The 21,041-nt window shown below is 39.8% G+C and carries 15 protein-coding genes; 5 read left to right on the plus strand and 10 right to left on the minus strand.

What is annotated here, in order from left to right:
• Positions 1-81: 81 nt before the first annotated feature.
• The 7 genes from lpdA to aspS all read right to left on the minus strand — a co-directional run bounded on the left by lpdA (position 82) and on the right by aspS (position 8,770).
• Positions 82-1,419, minus strand: coding sequence for a dihydrolipoyl dehydrogenase (lpdA, locus tag ABLA33_RS06405; protein WP_347719664.1), 1,338 nt, complete (start codon positions 1,417-1,419; stop codon positions 82-84).
• 4 nt (positions 1,420-1,423) lie between these two features.
• Positions 1,424-2,914 (minus strand): aminomethyl-transferring glycine dehydrogenase subunit GcvPB, encoded by a 1,491-nt coding sequence (gcvPB, locus tag ABLA33_RS06410; protein WP_347719665.1) that lies wholly within the window; start codon positions 2,912-2,914, stop codon positions 1,424-1,426.
• Positions 2,915-2,928: 14 nt separating this feature from the next.
• Complete coding sequence (gcvPA, locus tag ABLA33_RS06415) at positions 2,929-4,251, minus strand: aminomethyl-transferring glycine dehydrogenase subunit GcvPA (RefSeq protein ID WP_347719666.1); 1,323 nt, start codon at positions 4,249-4,251, stop codon at positions 2,929-2,931.
• 75 nt (positions 4,252-4,326) lie between these two features.
• The gene (gene gcvH, locus ABLA33_RS06420) at positions 4,327-4,704 is read right to left on the minus strand and encodes a glycine cleavage system protein GcvH (protein WP_347719667.1); all 378 of its coding nucleotides are present in this window, start codon (positions 4,702-4,704) and stop codon (positions 4,327-4,329) included.
• A gap of 33 nt (positions 4,705-4,737) precedes the next feature.
• The gene (gene gcvT / locus ABLA33_RS06425; RefSeq protein ID WP_347719668.1) at positions 4,738-5,826 is read right to left on the minus strand and encodes a glycine cleavage system aminomethyltransferase GcvT; all 1,089 of its coding nucleotides are present in this window, start codon (positions 5,824-5,826) and stop codon (positions 4,738-4,740) included.
• Between the two features lie 29 nt (positions 5,827-5,855).
• Complete coding sequence (locus ABLA33_RS06430) at positions 5,856-6,866, minus strand: lipoate--protein ligase (RefSeq protein WP_311489875.1); 1,011 nt, start codon at positions 6,864-6,866, stop codon at positions 5,856-5,858.
• Between the two features lie 137 nt (positions 6,867-7,003).
• Positions 7,004-8,770 carry an aspartate--tRNA ligase gene (aspS, locus tag ABLA33_RS06435; RefSeq protein WP_347719669.1) on the minus strand — a complete coding sequence of 589 codons (1,767 nt, stop codon included), beginning with the start codon at positions 8,768-8,770 and terminating at the stop codon, positions 7,004-7,006.
• A 152-nt stretch (positions 8,771-8,922) separates the two neighbouring features.
• On the opposite strand from aspS, the gene ABLA33_RS06440 reads away from it, so the two are divergent.
• The 5 genes from ABLA33_RS06440 to asnS all read left to right on the plus strand — a co-directional run bounded on the left by ABLA33_RS06440 (position 8,923) and on the right by asnS (position 15,464).
• Positions 8,923-9,468 carry a hypothetical protein gene (locus tag ABLA33_RS06440; RefSeq protein WP_347719670.1) on the plus strand — a complete coding sequence of 182 codons (546 nt, stop codon included), beginning with the start codon at positions 8,923-8,925 and terminating at the stop codon, positions 9,466-9,468.
• 769 nt (positions 9,469-10,237) lie between these two features.
• Positions 10,238-11,167 carry a cysteine synthase A gene (gene cysK / locus ABLA33_RS06445; protein ID WP_311489878.1) on the plus strand — a complete coding sequence of 310 codons (930 nt, stop codon included), beginning with the start codon at positions 10,238-10,240 and terminating at the stop codon, positions 11,165-11,167.
• Between the two features lie 142 nt (positions 11,168-11,309).
• On the plus strand, positions 11,310-12,662 hold the full coding sequence (purB, locus tag ABLA33_RS06450) for an adenylosuccinate lyase (protein ID WP_315091044.1): 1,353 nt from the start codon (positions 11,310-11,312) through the stop codon (positions 12,660-12,662).
• 45 nt (positions 12,663-12,707) lie between these two features.
• Complete coding sequence (locus tag ABLA33_RS06455) at positions 12,708-14,063, plus strand: pseudouridine synthase (RefSeq protein WP_347719671.1); 1,356 nt, start codon at positions 12,708-12,710, stop codon at positions 14,061-14,063.
• Between the two features lie 9 nt (positions 14,064-14,072).
• Positions 14,073-15,464, plus strand: coding sequence for an asparagine--tRNA ligase (gene asnS, locus ABLA33_RS06460; protein ID WP_347719672.1), 1,392 nt, complete (start codon positions 14,073-14,075; stop codon positions 15,462-15,464).
• Positions 15,465-15,540: 76 nt separating this feature from the next.
• Here the strand turns inward: asnS and ispF are convergent, their stop codons facing one another.
• The 3 genes from ispF to porU all read right to left on the minus strand — a co-directional run bounded on the left by ispF (position 15,541) and on the right by porU (position 21,033).
• Positions 15,541-16,020 carry a 2-C-methyl-D-erythritol 2,4-cyclodiphosphate synthase gene (gene ispF / locus ABLA33_RS06465; RefSeq protein ID WP_347719673.1) on the minus strand — a complete coding sequence of 160 codons (480 nt, stop codon included), beginning with the start codon at positions 16,018-16,020 and terminating at the stop codon, positions 15,541-15,543.
• A gap of 7 nt (positions 16,021-16,027) precedes the next feature.
• Entirely contained in the window at positions 16,028-17,173 is a 1,146-nt protein-coding gene (gene porV / locus ABLA33_RS06470) for a type IX secretion system outer membrane channel protein PorV (protein ID WP_347719674.1), read from the minus strand.
• 104 nt (positions 17,174-17,277) lie between these two features.
• Positions 17,278-21,033: a type IX secretion system sortase PorU gene (gene porU, locus ABLA33_RS06475; protein WP_347719675.1), complete on the minus strand. Its 3,756-nt coding sequence runs from the start codon at positions 21,031-21,033 to the stop codon at positions 17,278-17,280.
• Positions 21,034-21,041: the final 8 nt, after the last annotated feature.

The following is a 21,041-nucleotide window of genomic DNA, read 5'->3' on the forward strand; positions in this document are numbered from 1 at the left end:
AGAGGGTTTCAGCCTTATTTTTTTTGTCCTGTAAAACTTTTACCGGACAGCAATATTTCATTTATAGATTCCTAAAAATCATCAAATCTTCATGATAATCTCACTGAGTGATGGGTGAGCATGAATAGTATTTCTTAGAGCGTCAATCGTTAATGATTCGTTCATCACAAGCGCAAACTCATGGATAAGGTCAGCGGCGTGAGCTCCAAGAATGTGAGCTCCAAGAATGTATCCGTCTGTATCTGTAAGTACTTTAACCAGTCCTTCGTCGCAGCCCATTGTTAATGCTTTTCCATTTGCACGATACATACTTTTATGCACTTCATAATTGATTTCTGCCGACTTGAGTTCTTCCTCGGTTTTTCCAATCATGGCCACTTCAGGACTCGTGAATACAACAGCTGGGCAAATATGAAGATGGATGCGACTTTCTACCCCTAAGATATGGTCTAATGCTACATAACTTTGGAAAGTGGCAGCATGAGCCAGTTGCATTCGGCCATTGATGTCGCCAACGGCATAAATTCCAGGCACATTGGTTTGCATATATTCGTCAACTTCGATGCCTTTCTTTGTGTAATGAATACCAACCTTATCAAGGTTTAGGGAGGAGAGATTGGCCTCACGGCCTACAGCCATCAAAACTAGATCAGAAGTAACATATTTCTTTTCACCCTTCTCTTCAAATTCGACCAAATATGCATCGTCAGCTTCTTGAATACCTATGACTGCTGAACCAATCTTGAAATCAATTCCTTTTTTCTTTAGAATCGTTCGTAGCCGTTTTGCAATGTCACGATCGAAAGGAGGGAGAATTTCTTTGCAGAATTCAATGACAGTAACATCGCTTCCAAACGTGTTGAAAATAGAGGCAAATTCCAAGCCTATAACACCGCCACCGATGACGCATAAGCGTTTGGGGACATATTCAAGGTTGAGCATCTCTGCGGAAGTAACAACTCCTTTACTGTGGGCTCCTTCTATGGGAAGAAACTTAGTGGTTGAGCCAGTGGCAATGATAATATTGGGTGCAGTGAATACATGATCTCCAGCACCAACAGTGTGGGCATCAATAAATCTGGCTTCTCCCTTAACGAGAGTAATGCCGGGCGTTTTCATGAGTGCCTCAATAGCTCCAGAAAGTTTTTCTACAATTCCGTTTTTCCGAGCGATAACACGGGACATATCTAGAGAACTCTCTTTTATGTCTATGCCAAATTGCTCTGCTGCTTTTATTTCTTCTAAAAGTTCAGCATTTTTGCAGAGTGTTTTTGTGGGGATACATCCTACATTGAGACACGTGCCACCATAGTGTTGCTTTTCGAAAATTACTATTTGCAAACCTGCTTTAGCAGCCTTTACAGCAACATCATATCCTCCAGGCCCAGTACCAATGATGATTAAATCTTTTTTTTCCATGATGTTACTCTTTTCCGAGATCTTCAAAACTGAAAATGGCAGCTTTCACAGCCTTAACATCATCAAGCCGTTTGATGGGAGTGTGGTGAGGAGCTGTCTTAAGGAGTTGCTTGTCTGCTTTAGCCTCTTCTGCAATTTGCTTCATAGCTTGAATGAAACTGTCTAACGTGTCCTTGCTCTCTGTTTCCGTGGGTTCTATCATGATAGCCTCATGGAAGAGTAAAGGGAAATATATAGTTGGTGCATGGAATCCATAGTCGAGCAACCGTTTGGCTACATCTAGTGTTGTGACATGAGTAGGATCGTCATGCGTTCCACTATATTCTTCTTTCATTCCATTAAAGACAAATTCGTGTTTGCATAACCCTTTTATAGGAAGTTCGTAATGGCTTTTTAGGCATTCTTTGATATAGTTTGCGTTTAGCACAGCCAATTTTCCTGCCATTGCTAAATTTTCTTTTCCTAAACTGAGAAGATAAGCATAGCTGCGAACAAGAATTCCAAAGTTACCAAAGAAAGAACTGATACTGCCTAATGCATCTGTATTGATACGTACCGAATAGCTTCCATCCTCCTTCTGATAGACTTGCGGATTGGGCAAATAGTCTTCTAAGTTCTTGCGAACTCCAACAGGGCCTGCACCAGGACCACCACCACCATGAGGCGTTGAGAATGTTTTATGCAAATTGAGATGAACAACATCAAATCCCATATCTCCAGGCCGACAAATGCCCAGCATTGGATTGAGGTTTGCTCCGTCATAGTACATAAGGCCGCCACATTCATGCACTAAACGTGCAATTTCTGGTATTGATGTTTCAAAGATGCCCAATGTGTTGGGGTTTGTCATCATCATGCCCGCAATGTCGTCTCCTAAGAGAGGTTTTAAATCTTCTACATCGACAGTGCCCTCTGGTGTGCTCTTGACTTCAACGATTTGCATTCCACATACTGCTGCGCTGGCTGGATTTGTACCATGAGCAGAATCAGGAACAATAATTTTAGTACGTTTGGTATCCCCGCGTCTTGTGTGATAAGTACGGATTGTCATAAGTCCAGTTAATTCTCCGTGAGCTCCGGCAAAGGGATTCAGGGTAAAACGGCTCATACCGGTGATTTCAGAAAGAATTTTTTGTTCTTCATTATAGAGTTTCAAAACTCCTTGTACTGTTTCTATGGGTTGGAGAGGATGTAGCTGAGCAAAGCCTGGTAGAGCAGCAACTTCTTCGTTGATTTTTGGGTTATACTTCATTGTACAACTACCGAGGGGATAGAAGCCTGTGTCGACACCAAAGTTGTTGTTGCTGGTATTTGTGTAATGACGAACAACTGTCAGTTCATCGGCCTCAGGGAGCTCTACTTTATTTGTTCTTAGAAGAGACGAAGGTAAATCTGCTATTTTGTAACCTTCAACTTTACTTTTGGGTAAAGAATATCCAATGCGTCCAGGTTTGGAAATCTCAAAAATTAAAGTCCCATAATATACATTATTCATAGCGTTTCTCTATTTTACTTAATGAGCTGAATGTATTGATCGATTTCTTCTTTGCTGCGCTTTTCAGTGACGGCTATAAGAATGTCATTTTCAGAGTTCTCTACTTTGACTCCTGGCAAGATGTGGTGCTTTTCTATACTTTCACGAATGAATTCATCTACATTAGCTTTGTAGTGCAAACAGAATTCGTTTAAGAAAGGTTTGTCATAAACTTCTTCAAACTTACCTGTTTTTAGGAGTTGATCGTGTAGATAGTGTGCGCCTGCATAGCTTTGTTCGTTTACTTCTCTAAGTCCATTCTCTCCCATAAGACTTAAGTAGATTGCAACATACAAACACATAACGCCTTGAGCAGTACAGATATTTGATGTGGCTTTCTCTCGACGGATATGCTGTTCTCGTGCCTGTAATGTAAGCACAAAGCAACGCTTACCATCGGCGTCTGTTGTTGCACCAACAAGGCGTCCTGGCATCTTACGGACGTGTTCTTTCTTAGTGCAAAGATAACCGATGTAAGGTCCTCCAAAATTAAGTGGGAATCCAAGACTTTGTGCATCGCCACAAGCGATATCTGCGCCCCATTCTCCTGGCGTTTTCAGAACACCAAGTGCAGAAGCCATGGAGTTAATAACAAAAAGTGCTTTGTGGGAATGACATAGTTCAGCATATCCATCGAAATCTTCAATGATACCATAATAGTTGGGTTGAGCAACGATTACGCCAGCCACATCTTCCTTTTGAAGACGTTTTGCTAGAAACTCTTTATTAGTTACACCATGAATGGCAGGGATATGCTCAAGGTTTACATCGTGGAAGTTGGCGTAAGTTTCAACTACTCTAAGTGTGTTGGGAGCGAAAGTATCAGAAATAAGTACAGTATTCTTTTTGCGTGCAGCATGGATACACATTATCATGGCTTCAGCAGTAGCTGTTGCACCATCATACATAGAAGCATTACTTACATCCATTCCTGTTAGGCGAGCCATCATTGTTTGGTACTCAAAGATGTAGGCAAGTGTACCTTGAGATATTTCGGCTTGATATGGGGTATAAGACGTTGAGAACTCAGAACGAGATGCAATGTAGGGTATAATGCTTGGTTGGTAATGATCATAAGCTCCAGCACCGGCAAAGCATACAGGAGTGATATTTGCTTCGGCTAGATCTTGGAGTTCTTTGCGAACTTCCATTTCTGATTTTGCTGGAGTAATATTCAGTTCGTGTTTGACTTTCAGTTCTTCTGGAATTTCTGCATAGAGTTCCTCAAGTGAGTTCACACCAATTGTCTTCAGCATTTCCTGAATCTCATCTTCTGTGTGTGGAAAGTATTTGTACATGGTATAGGAAAAATTAAAGGATTTGGCTTTAGATTCAAAAGAATGAATCTAATTGCCAAATCCTAAATGTTCTTTTTATTTGCAGATATTGGTATAAGCTTGAGCATCCATCAAACTTTCAAGTTCAGAAGGATCAGAAAGCTTAATCTTAATAAGCCAATTTGAATAGGCATCTTTGTTGACTAATTCTGGTTCATCTTCGAGCACATCATTTATTTCAACAACAACGCCACTAACAGGTGATGTTAAGTCGCTTGCAGCTTTAACGCTCTCTACAGAACCAAAGCTATCACCTGCTCTTATTTCATCATCGACTTCTGGGAATTCAATATAAGTTACATTTCCCAATTGTCCTTGTGCAAAATCGGTGATACCAATATATGCATATTCACCTTCTACTTTTACAAATTCGTGTGACTCACTATAATAGAGTCCTTCAATGATTTTTGCCATAATGTTTTTATGTTTGATTAGGTTTCTTGTCTCTTACTTTTTGTAGCTCTTCTGATAGAAGCGTTTTTTTACTACAATTCCTTTACGAGGTTTATTGTGGATGAGAACTTCAACAGGAGTATCGAGTTTTGCATAGTTCTTGTCGATGAGAGCCATACAAATAAATTTGCCTGTAGAAATAGATTTGTAGCCTGTTGTTACATATCCAATCTCTTTTCCTTCAGCTTGTACAGGATAGCCATTGCGGGGAATTCCTTTTTCTTGAAGCTCAATACCAATAACGCGCTGCTTATATGTCTTGTTCTCTTTTTGATCTAGACAAACTTCTTTTCCAAGAAAATCATCCTTTTCAAATTTTACGAACATACTGAGACCACTCATGATAGGGCTAATTTCATCTGAAAGCTCATCGCCATAGAGTGGTAGGCCTACTTCAAAACGTAAAGTATCTCGACACCCTAATCCACAAGGTTGGATGCCTGCCTCAATAAGTTTGTCCCAAATATGTTTTATAATGAAATGTGAAGCATAAATTTCAAATCCGTCTTCACCTGTGTAACCAGTACGTGAGATGATTATTTTTTCGTTCTCAAAGAGTATGGTCTTAAAGGTATAAAATGTAAGGTCGTTACACTTTATTCCTAATATGTTTTCTACTGTTGCTTCACTTTCTGGGCCTTGAATAGCAACTTGTCCGTAAATATCACTGAGATTTTCTGTCTTAACATCAAAATTTTGGGCGTACTTAACGATGTGTGCGTAGTCTTTGTCTATGTTTGCAGCATTTATGACGAGGAGAAAGTCTTGTTGCCCCATTTTATAGACCAATAGGTCGTCAACTGTTCCTCCATTTTCGTGCAACATCATACCATAGAAAATTTTACCAGTCTCTGCGTCTTTAATATCATTGGTGAAAATGTACTGAACAAACTTTTCCGCTTCAGGCCCAGTAACTTTAACTTCGCCCATGTGGCTTACATCGAAAACTCCAACTTTCTGCCGTACGGCTTCATGCTCAGCAACGATACTATCGTAGAATAGAGGCATATCAAAACCTCCGAATGGAACCATATTAGCTCCTAATGCTACGTGTTTGTCATGTAAACAGGTTGTTTTGTCCATAATTGCTTATTTAGATTTTAGATGTTATTTCACGGACACAATAGATTGAGAAGCGCATTCTCGCTCAAGTTACGAATGAGCTTTTCGGGATGATGTTGATTTAGGATGTGCTTCAACTCTGCTCGATTGTATGGGGCTTCGTGGAAAAGGTTATAGAAAGTCTCTTGTACGTTTTTTCCAATTTCAAAGAAATCACCAGAAAGTGTTATAGATTCTATAAGTGAACCACGCAGAGTGATATCAACATGAATAGTCCCACATTGTTCAATACGTTCTGTTCTACAAATATCAGACTTGGCTTTGTGTCCCCATAGATAGGTTGTGGCATAGTAAGTCTGTTCTAATTCTTCAATGGATTTTATGTCTTCTTCTGAAAGCTCCAAACTCTTATCAGTAAGCATTGTTATTAATCGAGACCGTAGAGTCGTTACATCGAACGGTAGATACTCCTTAAGTTCACCAATGCGACTTTTAACGCTGACAACGCCCTTTGACTCTAATTTAGCCTTATCTGGCGTTAGTGCACCAATCATTTTCTCGACATCTGTCCCATAGAGCATAGTTCCATGCACAATATTTCTATTAGCTTGATGGTAGAAGGCATTACCGCAAACTTTCCTGCCATCTTCAAGAATAATATCATTACGGCCAGATACCATTGTTGGAGCGCCTAACTTTCTTAATCCTGAAGAAACCATCTCTGCATATTCTGCAAAAAGAGATTCTACATCGCATGCAGGAGTGATTAAGCTAATCATTATATTGTTGCGATCGGCAAAGATTGTTCCTCCTCCACTTTTTCGCCGACATAAATCGATTCCATTTTGATTACAGAAATTTATATCTAATTCTGAATGTGGAATTTGATTTCTACCAAAGACGCAGGTAGGGGAGAGCTGCCAGGTAAATATATAGTTGCCTTCATTAAAAGTTTCTGCTACGTATTCTTCTGCTGCAAGATAGAACGCAGCCCGTCTTTCCTCACACTTAGGAGGGAATACCACATGGCAGGCTGGGAAGTGTTTGTATTTCTCGTTCATTGTATTCGATTATTTTGCCTCAAAAATACAGAAAGATTCAATAAATAAAGGAATATTACAGATTTTTTTCTTGTAATATTCCTTTTTTCTGATTTCTTCATAAAAAAGCACAAGTCAAGTGACCTGTACCTTAAGAATTATTTTTGTTTTAAATCCAGCTTAATGAATAGCTCATCTAATTGTTTTGGATCGACAGCTGTTGGAGCATCGAGCATGACATCTCTGCCGCTATTGTTTTTGGGGAAGGCGATGCAGTCGCGAATACTATCTAGTCCTGCAAAAATACTTACCCAGCGATCCAAACCATAGGCGAGACCACCATGAGGAGGTGCACCATATTTGAACGCATTGATTAAGAATCCAAATTGTTCTTGTGCTTTTTCAGGGGTGAAACCAAGAACGTCGAATATCTTAGCTTGGAGTTTAGCGTCGTGGATACGAATGCTACCTCCACCAACTTCTATTCCATTGCATACCATATCATAAGCGTCAGCACAAACTTTTTCTGGTGCAGTATCTAGTAAAGAGATATCAGAAGGTTTCGGGCTTGTGAAGGGGTGATGCATAGCCATAAGTCGTTGCTCCTCTTCGCTCCATTCAAACATAGGGAAATCAACAACCCATAAGAGAGCAAACTTGTTATGATCGCGAAGTCCTAAGCGTTCACCCATCAACAAGCGAAGCTCACAGAGCTGCTTGCGTGTTTTCATCGCATTCGAGCCAGAAAGGATAAGGATTAAATCTTTAGGATTTGCTCCCATTGCATCTTGGAGCTTTTTCAATACATCTGCACTATAGAACTTGTCAACACTAGACTTGATTGTTCCGTCTTCATTGATTTTTGCGTAAACAAGTCCCTTAGCTCCAATTTGTGGACTCTTTACAAAGTTTGTAAGTTCATCCAATTGTTTTCTAGTATAATCAGAGCAATCTGGGACACAAATACCTCCAATATATTCAGCTTCATTGAAAACGCTAAATTCGCCAGAGCCTTTCAAGATGTCCATTAACTCGACAAATTCCATACCGAAGCGCATGTCGGGTTTGTCAGAACCGAAGCGCTTCATAGCTTCAATCCATGGTAAGCGGAGGAATGGTTCTTCTCCCAGTTCTACACCGCGTACGGTTTTGAACAAGTATTTAGCCATTCCCTCAAAGGTGTTGATGATATCGTCCTGTTCAACGAAACTCATTTCACAGTCAATTTGTGTAAACTCTGGTTGGCGATCAGCACGAAGATCTTCGTCGCGGAAGCACTTTACAATCTGAAAATAACGGTCTACGCCACCTACCATGAGTAGTTGCTTAAGGGTTTGAGGGCTTTGTGGTAGTGCGTAGAATTGTCCGGGGTTCATACGGCTCGGAACGATGAAGTCGCGTGCTCCTTCAGGGGTAGAACCAATGAGAGCCGGAGTTTCAACCTCCAAGAAGCCTAGTGAGTCAAGATAGCGACGAATTTCAAGTGTCATCTTGTGGCGGAGTTCCAAATTGCTGCGAACAGCATCACGTCGGATGTCTAGATAGCGATACTTCATGCGGAGATCGTCGCCACCATCTGTATTATCCTCTATAGTAAAGGGGGGAGTAAGAGATTCATTGAGAACATTGAGCGTATCAACGAGAATTTCTATATCTCCGGTGGGCATCTTATCATTCTTAGAAAAGCGTTCGCTTACAAAGCCTTCTATTTGGATAACATATTCACGTCCTAACTTATTAGCGCGGTCACATAATTCAGCGTTGGTTTCATTGTTGAAAACAAGCTGGGTAATGCCATAACGATCACGCAGATCAACGAACGTCATACCTCCCATTTTGCGAGTTCTCTGCACCCAGCCAGCCAAAGTAACTTTCTGACCAACATTCTTGATGCGTAACTCACCGCATGTGTTAGTTCTATACATCGTTTATTATAATTAATTTCTTTATTTTGTGCAAAAATACAATTAAAAGATGAAAAGAAATAGCAAACAAATTATTTTCTTGAGCGTGAGATTGCTAGAGTACGTTCAAATTTGTTACTTTTGTAAAAAGGGAAAAAATAACTTTTGGAATTATGAAAGAAAGAAATCTTTTTGTTTGTCTTCTGGCATTCTTTATATCTGCTATTAGTATCGCGCAAACAAGTCGTGACGCTCAAGCTGTGGCTAAAATTTATGCATATGGTGTATACTATTTTAATGCTGATGGTGAGTTCGTCCGTATGCAACCATTGAAAACTGCAGGGGTAAAGCAGAAGGGAATACTTCGTCCTAAGATATATTATATTTTCGAAGGCAATAACTCTACGAATTCTAGCGAGACTGGAACTTTTTATATCTCAACGTTGGGGAGCACCCAAAGTATTGATAATTTCCATTTGATTCATCTAGAGCACAAGAATGGACAACGTTGGTACAGCTATATGAAGGTTGTGGGCTTTGGTAAAGTAAAAGAAGAAGTAATCGGAATTCCTATTGTTATAACGGAACTAAAGCACGGCGTTTATAAGTTGACTCCCGCCCAGCCATTATCAGGAGGTAGTTATGGACTTTTCTATAATTATAGCAATGGAGTTCCCACGGAAATTTATGATTTTGATTTCTTAAAACTTCGATTCTGATTCGGACTAAGTTTTCTATGTTGTGACTTTTGTTCTTTGTCATTATTTAGAAGGATACACGCAGTGAAAAGGCACGATACTGTGTTTCTTCAGCTTATCTTTTTATGGCTTTAAATTCTTTTCTCCGCAATTTTTTAGTATTGCGGATTAATTTTAATAGAAAAGTGTTCTTGCTATTTTGGATGAAAAAATGTTTTTATTTTATGTATATTAAATCATTTTATTATATTTGAGTGTTCAATGTTTTTATGTTATTAAAAGAAGATAACGATACTAGTTTATTTGTTCAATGCTGTTAGTAATAGAATACAGAGCAAAGGATGTGCTTTAAGTAAGAATGTACAGAAATATCCTTATAGCGTTTGAAAATATCCTTATTGTGTGGGCTGATATCCTTATTGTGTTTGCAAATGCAATAAGGGTATCTAGAAATCAGAAGGTTATTTCTTTTAGCTCTTTTATCCTTACTAAACGTAAGTATCGATAATAAACTGTAGTTGAAATACTTAAAAATAATTAATATTTATTTGTCTTGCCTATTCAACATTCTGTATAGGAAAAAAATGATTACTTTTGTGCTACAAGCAAAAGGAATTGAGTAAAGATACAAGATGATAGTATTAGAATCTACATATTGTCGTTGCTGTTCTCAGTGGTGTTATTGAGAATGATTTGTCTTATATGAAGGTTTCTTTATCGGAACGTATACGCGATAATTCTCAAAAGGGTTATTGCGTTTTTATTATTTACGAACTTAAACTTTGTAATCATGTCAAGAATTTATCAAAAAGTAACAGAACTAGTTGGCCGTACTCCTTTAGTAGAAATAAATAATATCGCAAAGGAAGAAGAGCTTAAAGCTCGCCTTTTAGTAAAAGTAGAGTTCTTTAATCCCGGTGGAAGTGTCAAGGATCGCATTGCGCTTGCTATGGTGGAAGATGCTGAGAATAAGGGTCTTCTTAAAGAAAAAGGTGTTATTATTGAACCTACGAGTGGCAATACTGGGGTTGGTCTTGCATGGGTGGCAGCAGTCAAAGGCTATAAACTATTTCTAACGATGCCTGAAAGTATGTCTGTTGAGCGTCGGAACTTGTTAAAGTCCTATGGCGCAGAACTGGTACTTACTCCAGCGTCAGAGGGGATGAAGGGAGCAATTGCTAAAGCTCAAGAGTTGAAAGCTCAATATCCAGGAAGTATAATTATGGGACAGTTTGATAATCCGGCAAATCCCGCTATTCATACAGCTACAACTGCTCAAGAAATTTGGCAAGATACTGATGGGAGAATAGATATATTTGTTGCAGGAGTGGGTACAGGAGGAACGCTTACCGGGGTGTCAGAAGGATTAAAAAAATTGAAGCCTACAGTGAAAACTTTTGCTGTTGAACCTTCAACAAGTGCTGTGTTGAGTGGAGAGCAAGTAGGTCCTCATAAGATACAAGGAATCGGAGCAGGCTTTATTCCAAAGAATTTCCGTCGATCTGCGACTGATGGCATATTAAAAGTATCAACAGATGAGGCTATCGAGGGGGCTCGTATGTTGGCTCGAAAAGAAGGTCTACTTGTGGGTATAAGTAGCGGTGCCAGCTTTCGTGCTGCACTAGCTTTGGCGAAGCAAGAGGAGAATGCTGGAAAAATGATTGTTGCTTTACTCCCAGATACAGGAGAACGTTATCTAAGTATGGGCGTTTTAGAATGATAATGTAAAATTATTTGTAACTTTTTCAATAAGGAGCTGCTTTTTTGTAGCTCCTTTTTTGGAAAGTATATTGGAAGTATGAGATTTTATTCAAAATTAAATCGCTAAATTTGCGCGCTGTACATACTTTTATACAAATCACATGAAATTGGATGCACTAACAGCCGTATCGCCAATTGACGGCAGATATCATCAGAAAACAGTTAGTTTGGCTCCGTATTTTTCGGAACAAGCATTAATGAAGTACCGAGTTTGCGTTGAAATTGAATACTTTATTGCGCTTTGTGAACTACCATTACCGCAGTTGCAGCATGTTGATAGTAGGTTATTCCCACGTTTTCGTAGTATCTATGAGAAGTTTTCTGAAGTAGATGGGCAACGTGTGAAAGATATAGAAGCAGTGACCAACCATGATGTCAAGGCTATTGAATACTTTATCAAGGAAAAACTAGAAGAAATAGGTGATTGTGACACTTACAAAGAGTTTATTCATTTTGGTTTGACAAGCCAAGACATTAATAATACATCATTTCCAATGATGTTGAAAGAGAGCTTGAAGGATGTGTATATCCCTCTTGTTGATGAACTTATTCAGCAGTTGAATACTTATGTTGACGATTGGAAAGATGTCCCTATGTTGGCAAAAACTCACGGGCAACCAGCTAGTCCTACGCGCCTTGGTAAGGAATTCCGTGTGTTTAGTTATAGATTAGAACAAGCTCGAAAACAATTAGAGAGAGCTGTACAAGAAATAAGTGGTAAGTTCGGTGGTGCAACAGGAAACTTCAATGCGCATCACGTGGCCTTTCCTGAGTATGATTGGATAGAGTTTGCCAATAACTTTCTTACGAAGCGTTTGAATATCCAGCGTGAACAGTTTACTACGCAGATTTCTAACTATGATAACTTTGGACAAGTTTTTGATGCAATGAAGCGTTTGCAAACAATAGTAATGGACTTGGATAGAGATATCTGGCAGTACATTTCTATGGGCTATTTCAAGCAGAAGATCAAGAAGGGCGAAGTGGGTTCAAGTGCTATGCCGCATAAAGTTAATCCCATCGATTTTGAGAACTCTGAAGGTAATATAGGTTTATCCAATGCAATTTTAGAATTCTTGAGTCGGAAATTGCCCATCAGTCGATTGCAACGAGATTTGACAGATTCTACTGTTATACGTAATATAGGTGTCCCTATGGGGCATGGCGTTATAGCCCTTCAAAGTACTCTAAAAGGCTTGAGAAAGCTTGTTTTGCATGAGGAAAATATTGATGCAGATTTAGATAATTGTTGGCCAGTTGTTGCAGAGGCAATTCAAACGATTTTGCGCAGAGAAGCTTATCCGAATCCCTACGAAACATTAAAGGCTCTAACTAGAACCAATGAGACTGTTACAGCTGAAACTATACGTAAGTTTATTGAAACGCTAGATGTTAGTGAAGCTGTAAAGACTGAACTGCGAGCCATAACACCACACAATTATACGGGTCTATAAACTATAATTACAAAATAGCCGCGAGGCTAATATAACTTAATAACAATGAGTGATTTAGAAAATAATTTTTATCAAGACGGAGGCCATCGTGATGATTTCCAGCCGTCAAGTGACAATTCCAACGCTTTTCAGCAGCGTTCTTCCCGTCCTCGTTTTAATCGGAATCAACGAGTAGGTGGTTACTCCTCAAATGCAGGACAAAATCGTCAAGGGTATCGTTCTCGCTTTAATCAGACTAGAGAAGGTTATCAACAAAACAATCGTTATAACGAAGAAGAAAGGGGCGAACAAGGTTATCGTTCGCGATATAATCGTGATAATGGTTATCAGTCGCGTTCTAACAATTATAATCGTCAAGGTTCATACAATCGTCATCAAGGCGAGTATCGTCCTCGCTATTCACAGCAGGGAGAAAGTGGCTACCAGCCACGCCAATATAACCAAAGTTATGATAATGACGGCCAAGGTATTTATCAACATCAATCTAGCGGCTATGACCGTCAGAATAATGGTTATGGTCGCCAAGGAAATGGTTATAACCGCCAAGGAAATGGTCACGATCGTCAACAACGTGGTAGCTTCAATCGTTCACGCCAGCAACGTTCGTCGAATGGTTATGACCCACATGCAAAATATAGCCACAAAAAACGTATTGAATATAAGGAGGCAAACATAGACCCGAATGAACCAATCCGTTTGAATAAGTATCTTGCAAATGCAGGTATATGCTCACGTCGTGATGCAGACAAATATATTGAAGCCGGCGTTATCACTGTTAATGGAAAAGTTGTAACAGAACTGGGAACAAAGGTGTTGCGTACTGATACTGTACTCTTCCATGATGCTCCCGTTAAGATTGAGCATAAGGTATATATTCTCCTCAATAAGCCCAAAGGGTATGTGACAACAAGTGAAGATCCGCAGAATCGTAAGACAGTGATGGATCTTGTTCGCGGTGCATGTCCTGAGCGTATTTATCCTGTTGGGCGTCTAGACCGTAATACAACAGGTGTATTGCTTTTGACAAATGACGGCGAAATGGCTGCTAAGCTAACACATCCTCAGTTCATGAAGAAAAAGATATATCATGTATATCTTGATCAGAATGTTTCTGCTGCAGATATGCGCCAGATAGCAGAGGGCATTACACTTGAGGATGGTGAAATCAAAGCTGATGAAATACAATATGCGAGCGATACCGATAAGAAGCAAGTCGGTATAGAGATTCATAGTGGAAGGAATCGCATTGTTCGTCGAATCTTTGAAAGTTTGGGCTATCATGTTAATAAACTAGACCGCGTATTCTTTGCAGGTCTTACTAAGAAGCATCTTAAAAGAGGCGATTGGCGATTCCTCACAGAGGAAGAAGTAAATTTCCTTCGTATGGGTGCTTTCGAATAAAGAATAAATATGAAACGTACAAAGATTATTGATGTACTGAAGCGTACAGATTTTGGTACCGAAGTACTTGTAAAAGGTTGGGTTCGTACACGTCGTGGCAGTAAGAGCGTTAGTTTTATTGCTCTTAATGATGGTAGTACAATAAAGAATGTACAAATCGTCGCCGATAACGAAAAGTTTGATGAGGACCTTCTCAAAGATATAACAACAGGTGCTTGCCTTAGTGTAACAGGAACATTGGTTGAAAGTCAAGGTTCTGGACAGGCTGTGGAAGTTCAAGCAACACAGATCGAACTATTAGGTGCTTGTCCTGCTGATTATCCTATGCAGAAAAAAGGTCAGAGTTTTGAATATATGCGTAAATATGCTCATCTTCGTCTTCGTACAAATACTTTTGGTGCTGTCTTCCGTATTCGTCACAATATGGCGATGGCTATTCACCAGTACTTTCATGAGCATGGGTTCTACTATTTCAATACTCCGATAATTACGGCTAGTGACGCTGAAGGTGCTGGCGAAATGTTTCAAGTGACAACATTGGACTTATCACGTACAGGAAAGGAAGAGAATGTCCCTTATGATCGTGATTTCTTCGGTAAGAAATCTAGTCTAACTGTTAGTGGGCAATTAGAAGGAGAACTCGGGGCTACGGCTTTGGGGGCTATCTATACTTTTGGTCCTACTTTTCGCGCAGAAAACAGTAATACTCCTCGCCATTTGGCTGAATTCTGGATGATCGAGCCTGAAGTAGCTTTTATGGATCAGACTGAGTTGATGGATCTAGAAGAAGATTTCATAAAATACTGTGTACAATGGGCGCTAGACCACTGTATGGATGATTTAGAATTCCTCAATAAGATGATTGATAAAAATCTTATTGCAACTTTGCAGTCTGTTGTAAAGGAGAATTTTGTGCGCCTTACTTATGCCGAGGGACTTCAGATTTTGGAAGAGGCTGTAAAGAAAGGAGAGAAATTTGAGTTCCCAATTACTGGGTGGGGAATGGATTTAAGTAGTGAACATGAGCGTTATCTTGTTGAAACTCATTTCCAGCGTCCTGTGATAATGACAAACTATCCTAGTGAGATTAAGGCCTTCTATATGAAGAAGAATGAAGACGGTAAGACTATGCAAGGGACAGATGTTCTTTTCCCACGCATTGGTGAAATCATTGGAGGTTCTGTTCGTGAAGAGAATTATGAAAAACTTATTGGTGAGATCGAAGCACGTGGAATGGAAGAGAAAGATTATGGCTGGTATCTTGATACTCGTAAGTATGGTTCTTGTCCTCACGCAGGATTTGGACTTGGTTTTGAGCGCTTAATTCTTTTCGTTACAGGAATGCAAAACATTCGTGACGTTATTCCTTTCCCAAGAACTCCTAAATCTGCTGAATTCTAAAATTTATTTTTTTAGCTTATATTATAAAGAGAAGGGACTTTCAAGCGAAAGTCCCTTCTCTTGTGCTTAGTATTTTTTACTTCTCAATAAGTACAACAGCATAAGTAGAAATGCCCTCTTCACGTCCTGTAAAGCCTAGCTTTTCAGTAGTTGTTGCTTTTAGAGAAACATCAGAAATATCTATGTCCATCAAGGATGCTAATGTCTCTTTCATTTTCTCAATATGGGGATTAAGTTTGGGGTGTTCAGCACAAATTGTTGCATCTATATTGCCAATGTGCCAGCCTGTCTTATGTAGTAGCTCTGTCGTTTTCCTGAGAAGGATTTTACTATCAATATTTTTGTATTCTATATCAGTATCAGGAAAATGGTAGCCTATATCACGAAGATTAGCAGCCCCAAGTAGAGCATCGCAAATTGCATGGATGAGTACATCTGCGTCGCTGTGTCCTAATAAGCCTTTTGCGTTTTCTATGGAGATTCCTCCCAGCCATAACTTGCGTCCCTCTACTAATTTATGGACGTCATACCCCAAGCCTACTCTTATCTTTGTCATAATATGTTTATTTTCTACGTCCAAATAAATCTTTGATACCATCCATATCAAAACTCAAACCTACTCTAAATGTTTGGTCGAGAGGATTAGAAGCACTAGTTGCAACTACGTAGCCAGCATCAATGGATAGCACATTCATGCGGAAGCCAGCACCAACAGAGAAGAAGCTTCGTCCGCCTTGTGAGGCATTCTCATTGTGGTAACCTCCACGGAGAGTGAATTTATCATTATAGGTGTATTCAACTCCGACTCCCCAATTTATTTCTTTGAGTTCTCCTTTGAAACCTTCAGGTGCATCGCCAAAACTTTTGAAAATACCCTTTATCGAACTCATATCATAGTATTTTTCACGTATGCGCTCGTTATAATCTTCGTTACTCTCATCTGCATTTCTAAGCGGCATAGACGGAACTAGGAATTTGTTTGCATCAGCACTAAAAGAGATACGATTATATTCATTTAGTGGTATCATCAAACTCCCACCAATACGTAGATTTGTAGGAATGAAGTATGAATAATCCCCTCCGTAATTTATTTTTGAGCCAATGTTACTAATGTTGACGCCAAAGGCTAGTTGGCTCTCGCGGCTTCCTAACATCACATATTTATTCCAATACATTGCTATGTCAGCAGCGAAGGCTGATCCTGCTTTGGTATTGTCATCATAGTGACCGCTCAAGTCAGAATACATATATCGAAGAGCTACAGCAGCAGAGAGATTATCACTCAACATTCTACTATAGGCTACATCAATTCCGAACTCGTAAGGCTTTACTGTCATTGCATTGTCATTTGATACAGAAAAGTCACCCAACGAGAAGTAGCGCACAGAAGTACTCAGTGCTTGGTAGTCTCCTAAGCGAATATAGCCCGTCGCATTTAAAAGAGCTATGCCTGTCGTAATCTTACGTAGCCACGGCGTGTAGTTAAGAGAAACTCCTGCTCTACTAATCGTAAAGGGATATTTTGCGGGGTTCCACTGCTGTGCATTAACATCTGGGTCAGTAGCAGCACCAATATCACCCATACCGCCAGCACGGGCGTCAGCCCCAATGCTCTGAGAAGTAACTGCTGTCAGGATAGGATTAAACTTGTCGCGTATGTCGTCATTGTTACCTGCGATTGCGGGACTCGCTACAATGATTGTTGCCAAAAATAATTGTATTTTATTCACTTTTCTGTTAGTTTTCTATTACTATTATAACGGATGTAATCTGCGTTTATTGTTATTATTGTAGATGTTGCAGGATTATTATTTCATTGCCTTACGATAATCATCTTCTTGCTCTTTGTAGTTACTCTCTTGCTGCTTGACGAAATAATAGATCGATAAATATAGATTCCTGCTGGAACTGGTCTATTAGCATAATCTGTTAGTGACCAACGGATTGCATCATATCTAGCATTAGCAGAAGTTGAAGATGTTTCATTCCAAATGCGACGTCCTGCTATATCATAAACTTCTACTGACACATCAGTCTTTTCATTAGAATTTTCCAAAGTAGTGACAAATGTTGTTGTCGTATACGCAGGGTTAGCAGTTGCATTTACATCATATCCTCCCGTGAGATCTTCGCTGACAAAAAAGTTAAGCGAAGTCGTTGTTGAATTATCGTTTACGTCCCAAACTCGAAGAGTTAACTTATGTCGCCCAGGCGAAAGATTTGTGAGTGGATATTGGATGGTTCCGGAAGTAGTACTTCCAAAGTCATAAGCAAAATAATCGTTCAAGACTATGATATTATTGACGTCACCATCAATGCTCAATTCTATGTTGTGGCCTACTCCCAAGCCATTGGCATTTATGCCAGAAATATCATGGAGAGTTGCTCCGAAAAGTGCAGCGGTGGAAACATATCCACCATCCGGAAAATCGGTGGAGTTTAGATATACAAAAACTTTTGGTCCGAGCGTGTCGGTCTTTTGCGTTTGTATTGTTCCGTTGAGGTGAAATTGAGTTGTAGAGCCATGTGACTCTTCAGAATGATCCGTGTTAACTGCATAAAAGTACATTCTCCCTTTATCTTCGGAATAGCTGATATCTCGCGGTACAACAACATTAAGTTGGAAGCGGCCAAAGCGAATAGAATCGCTACCCTCAAAGAGTGCATTCTTGCGATCTTGGTAAACCATTGCTGTTTTATTCGCATTGTTATTGTTTTTGCAAATAATATTTTCTAATCTGTCGTAGAGAGAACCCGTAACAGTTCCATTGAAGTCGGTTGCTAGGAGACCATTTCTTTCTACATGGCCGGCAAAGCGCACCTTTTGACCAGCTTTCAGTTGAATATTGGTGCTAGAGGTTATGGCTTCTCTATCTATGCTGTCTACTACAACTTGTCCACGTGGTGCAGTAAGAGTAAGAGCAGGATCTCCGAGCAAAGCATATTTAAGTTTATTCATAGATCGATCACCCGCATTTGTCACTAAGCTAACTTTTGCCAATCGCATTGCATCTCCTAGGGTATAGGGTTTTCCGTTACCGTCGCTAGAAAGTACATAACGCGAATAAGCCGCATTGAGAGCACGATTATATATAGCATAAACAGAACGTGTCGCACAAACTATCGCAACAGAACCTTGTTTTGTATTGAATAGTGTTGCACGCCCAATATCTTCCATTTGTTGGTCATAAGGAGTTATCTCGCAGGATGCAAAAATCCAAAGCGGCATATTACCATCTGTTATTTTTTCAAAGTCGGAGGTCTGTAGTAATTTGTTATGACTTAATTGTCGCGGGCTTCCATGCCCTGTGTAATTAAAAATTAGTGCCCCTCTTTTTAGCTCTTCTTGTAGCATACGCGTTACTTGAGGAAAAGAATTTCCCGTAGCAGAAGTAGTCATAGGGTAAGCATCCCAGTAGTATTTTTTTATTATTAGTTCGTCATTTGCATTCTGTATATTTCTTACTGTCGTTTCGCAATCTTCTTGATGGAGATTATTATCTCCATTATCCGCTAGCATTATTACTCGATTCTTCCACGCTCCAACATTTTTGTTCTCCATATATTCTAGCGTTTTATCCACTAGAATTTTAGCTTCTTCTTCAGTTGTGCAGATGAAGCGACCAATCCCGAGATCCACTTTATCACGACTAGCAATAGCAGAGCCTTCACCATCATCAAGTAGCCCGTAGTAGTCATCAGTCACATAGCTATAGAGTGTTCCATGAGGAATGTTTATAAGGCGATCATTCGGACTTACTTCAAAGGCCAGCAATAGGTCTTTTGTTGAAAATGAGCTCCCTAACAGCAAGCGGTTGTCCCAGTAGCAATTGCCAAAGAGGAGAAGATATCGAGGCATATCTGCTGTTGTCTTTGCTCTGTCGTATAGCATTTTTAGGTATCGTCGGTATGCAGTAGCATCTGGTGTACCTGAGGAGAATTCATTATAGAGTTGATCTGCTCTGACAATTTTTACGCGTAGGCCTTCTGCTCTATGAGCCATGGCCAAACGCTCTGCTTGTTTCTTCAGTTTGCCACTCTCAGGAATGATGATGACCATATCTTGTGCTGAATCTGCATGCAAGTCCTGGTTTTCTATTGTTCCTACTCGAGAAGGTTCAGCATAGTTCTTTGCTACATCTACAAAGATGTAGCGTTGCTTTGCATCCTCTATTTGTGCTGTAATTTTTGTACCATTGATGGTTGTTTTTATAATGGCTGTTGGGGCTGAAGCAGAAGCGATACGCCAGAGTTGAGTGGAAGCAGTTGCATTTTCTGCACGTATCACAGCAGCAGAGGGGCTCATTGTTGCTGGAGTAAATACAAAAGGAACTGAAGCATCTAACTTCCGAGGATAGGATGCGAGAATATAATTGAGGCGTGCAGAATTCCCTGCTGTTGTTGTTATTTTGAAAGTATTATTCTCTAGGAGAGAATCCGTTGAGAACAGAGCACGCGTTTCTCTAGCACTTTCCGTTTCACTATCGTAAGTGCTAATTGAGAAAGTCCCAAGATTTAGACTATTTGCTAAAGTCTCAACATTTGTATTCTTTAGTGTTGATGCTGCACTTACAGCTACTGCAACTTTTGCCGTTCCACCTGAAAATCCTGGGGTAGACAGTGTGAACGATTGGGTATTCTTATTGATAAAATCATAACTAGAGAAAAATTCTGTACCCCCTTCGTACCAAGCAAAGGCGTCCTTTTCGTGCAATGCAGGAACAATGGCAGAAGTGAGCGTCGTGGTAGACGCTGTAGTTGGTTCTATCACTTTCATCTCAAGAGGAGATTCGCCTTCTGTGATAAAGTAATAAGAAGCACGAGAATAGGTGTTTTGGGCACGGTTCCATGCCCGTTTTGTTGCATCCCAGCTCCAACGTAGTGTTCCTTCGGCATAAAAAAGTAAAGAATTACTCCTGCGCCAAGTTGCAACTTCGCAAAGATCATCAATGACACTATTATCGCCTGAAAACTCTAGTTTTTGTGGCAATATGCGACCACCATATCCATAGATTTTAACGCGATTGATATTATTAAAGCCCCAACTCTTGAGTTTTGAAGCAGTCAGTTGGTAGATTCCTTCTTCTGGGACACTAATTTTCACCCATTTTCCTTTAGATAAAACACTATGATCCGTGTATCGTTGAATTAAATTGGGTAAAGCTTGTGCCTTGCGCGCTATTATACGTGGATTAGCCACTAGTTGGATTTTACAGCCAGCCATGCGCATCCAATGTCCATTCCGATAGGCAAAAGGAGTAAAATATACATCCAAAAAACCTTGTTTCCGACTTATGGATAGTGATGTTTCTACAGCAGGGAGCTCTTGAGCTGGTATCCCTTTTTCTTTTAAGAGTTCTGTTTCTGATTTTGTCGCTAAGCGGAATTCGGGATAGATAAGATTCACGGACCATACGGAATCTGCATAATTTTTCCCCAAGTTGAACTGTGTAGAGAAGACAGTTCCTGGTGAAAAATCTTTTTCTGCAAAAGTGGTAAACGGTTGAGCTATTAGAGAAATAGTTCCTGCGAACCCTATAAGGAGTGTCAATATTCTTTTCTTATACATATTTATTA

The organism is uncultured Alloprevotella sp. (assembly GCF_963536905.1).
In the GTDB taxonomy this organism is placed as follows: Bacteria; Bacteroidota; Bacteroidia; order Bacteroidales; family Bacteroidaceae; genus Alloprevotella.

Excerpts from the sequence above, each read along its gene's own strand:
- ABLA33_RS06440 (WP_347719670.1), top strand. The coding sequence starts at position 8,923 with ATGAAAGAAAGAAATCTTTTTGTTTGTCTTCTGGCATTCTTTATATCT.
- gcvT (WP_347719668.1), bottom strand. The coding sequence starts at position 5,826 with ATGGACAAAACAACCTGTTTACATGACAAACACGTAGCATTAGGAGCT.
- asnS (WP_347719672.1), top strand. The coding sequence starts at position 14,073 with ATGAAACGTACAAAGATTATTGATGTACTGAAGCGTACAGATTTTGGT.
- ABLA33_RS06430 (WP_311489875.1), bottom strand. The coding sequence starts at position 6,866 with ATGAACGAGAAATACAAACACTTCCCAGCCTGCCATGTGGTATTCCCT.
- gcvH (WP_347719667.1), bottom strand. The coding sequence starts at position 4,704 with ATGGCAAAAATCATTGAAGGACTCTATTATAGTGAGTCACACGAATTT.
- ispF (WP_347719673.1), bottom strand. The coding sequence starts at position 16,020 with ATGACAAAGATAAGAGTAGGCTTGGGGTATGACGTCCATAAATTAGTA.
- gcvPA (WP_347719666.1), bottom strand. The coding sequence starts at position 4,251 with ATGTACAAATACTTTCCACACACAGAAGATGAGATTCAGGAAATGCTG.
- purB (WP_315091044.1), top strand. The coding sequence starts at position 11,310 with ATGAAATTGGATGCACTAACAGCCGTATCGCCAATTGACGGCAGATAT.
- gcvPB (WP_347719665.1), bottom strand. The coding sequence starts at position 2,914 with ATGAATAATGTATATTATGGGACTTTAATTTTTGAGATTTCCAAACCT.
- lpdA (WP_347719664.1), bottom strand. The coding sequence starts at position 1,419 with ATGGAAAAAAAAGATTTAATCATCATTGGTACTGGGCCTGGAGGATAT.
- ABLA33_RS06455 (WP_347719671.1), top strand. The coding sequence starts at position 12,708 with ATGAGTGATTTAGAAAATAATTTTTATCAAGACGGAGGCCATCGTGAT.
- porU (WP_347719675.1), bottom strand. The coding sequence starts at position 21,033 with ATGTATAAGAAAAGAATATTGACACTCCTTATAGGGTTCGCAGGAACT.
- aspS (WP_347719669.1), bottom strand. The coding sequence starts at position 8,770 with ATGTATAGAACTAACACATGCGGTGAGTTACGCATCAAGAATGTTGGT.
- cysK (WP_311489878.1), top strand. The coding sequence starts at position 10,238 with ATGTCAAGAATTTATCAAAAAGTAACAGAACTAGTTGGCCGTACTCCT.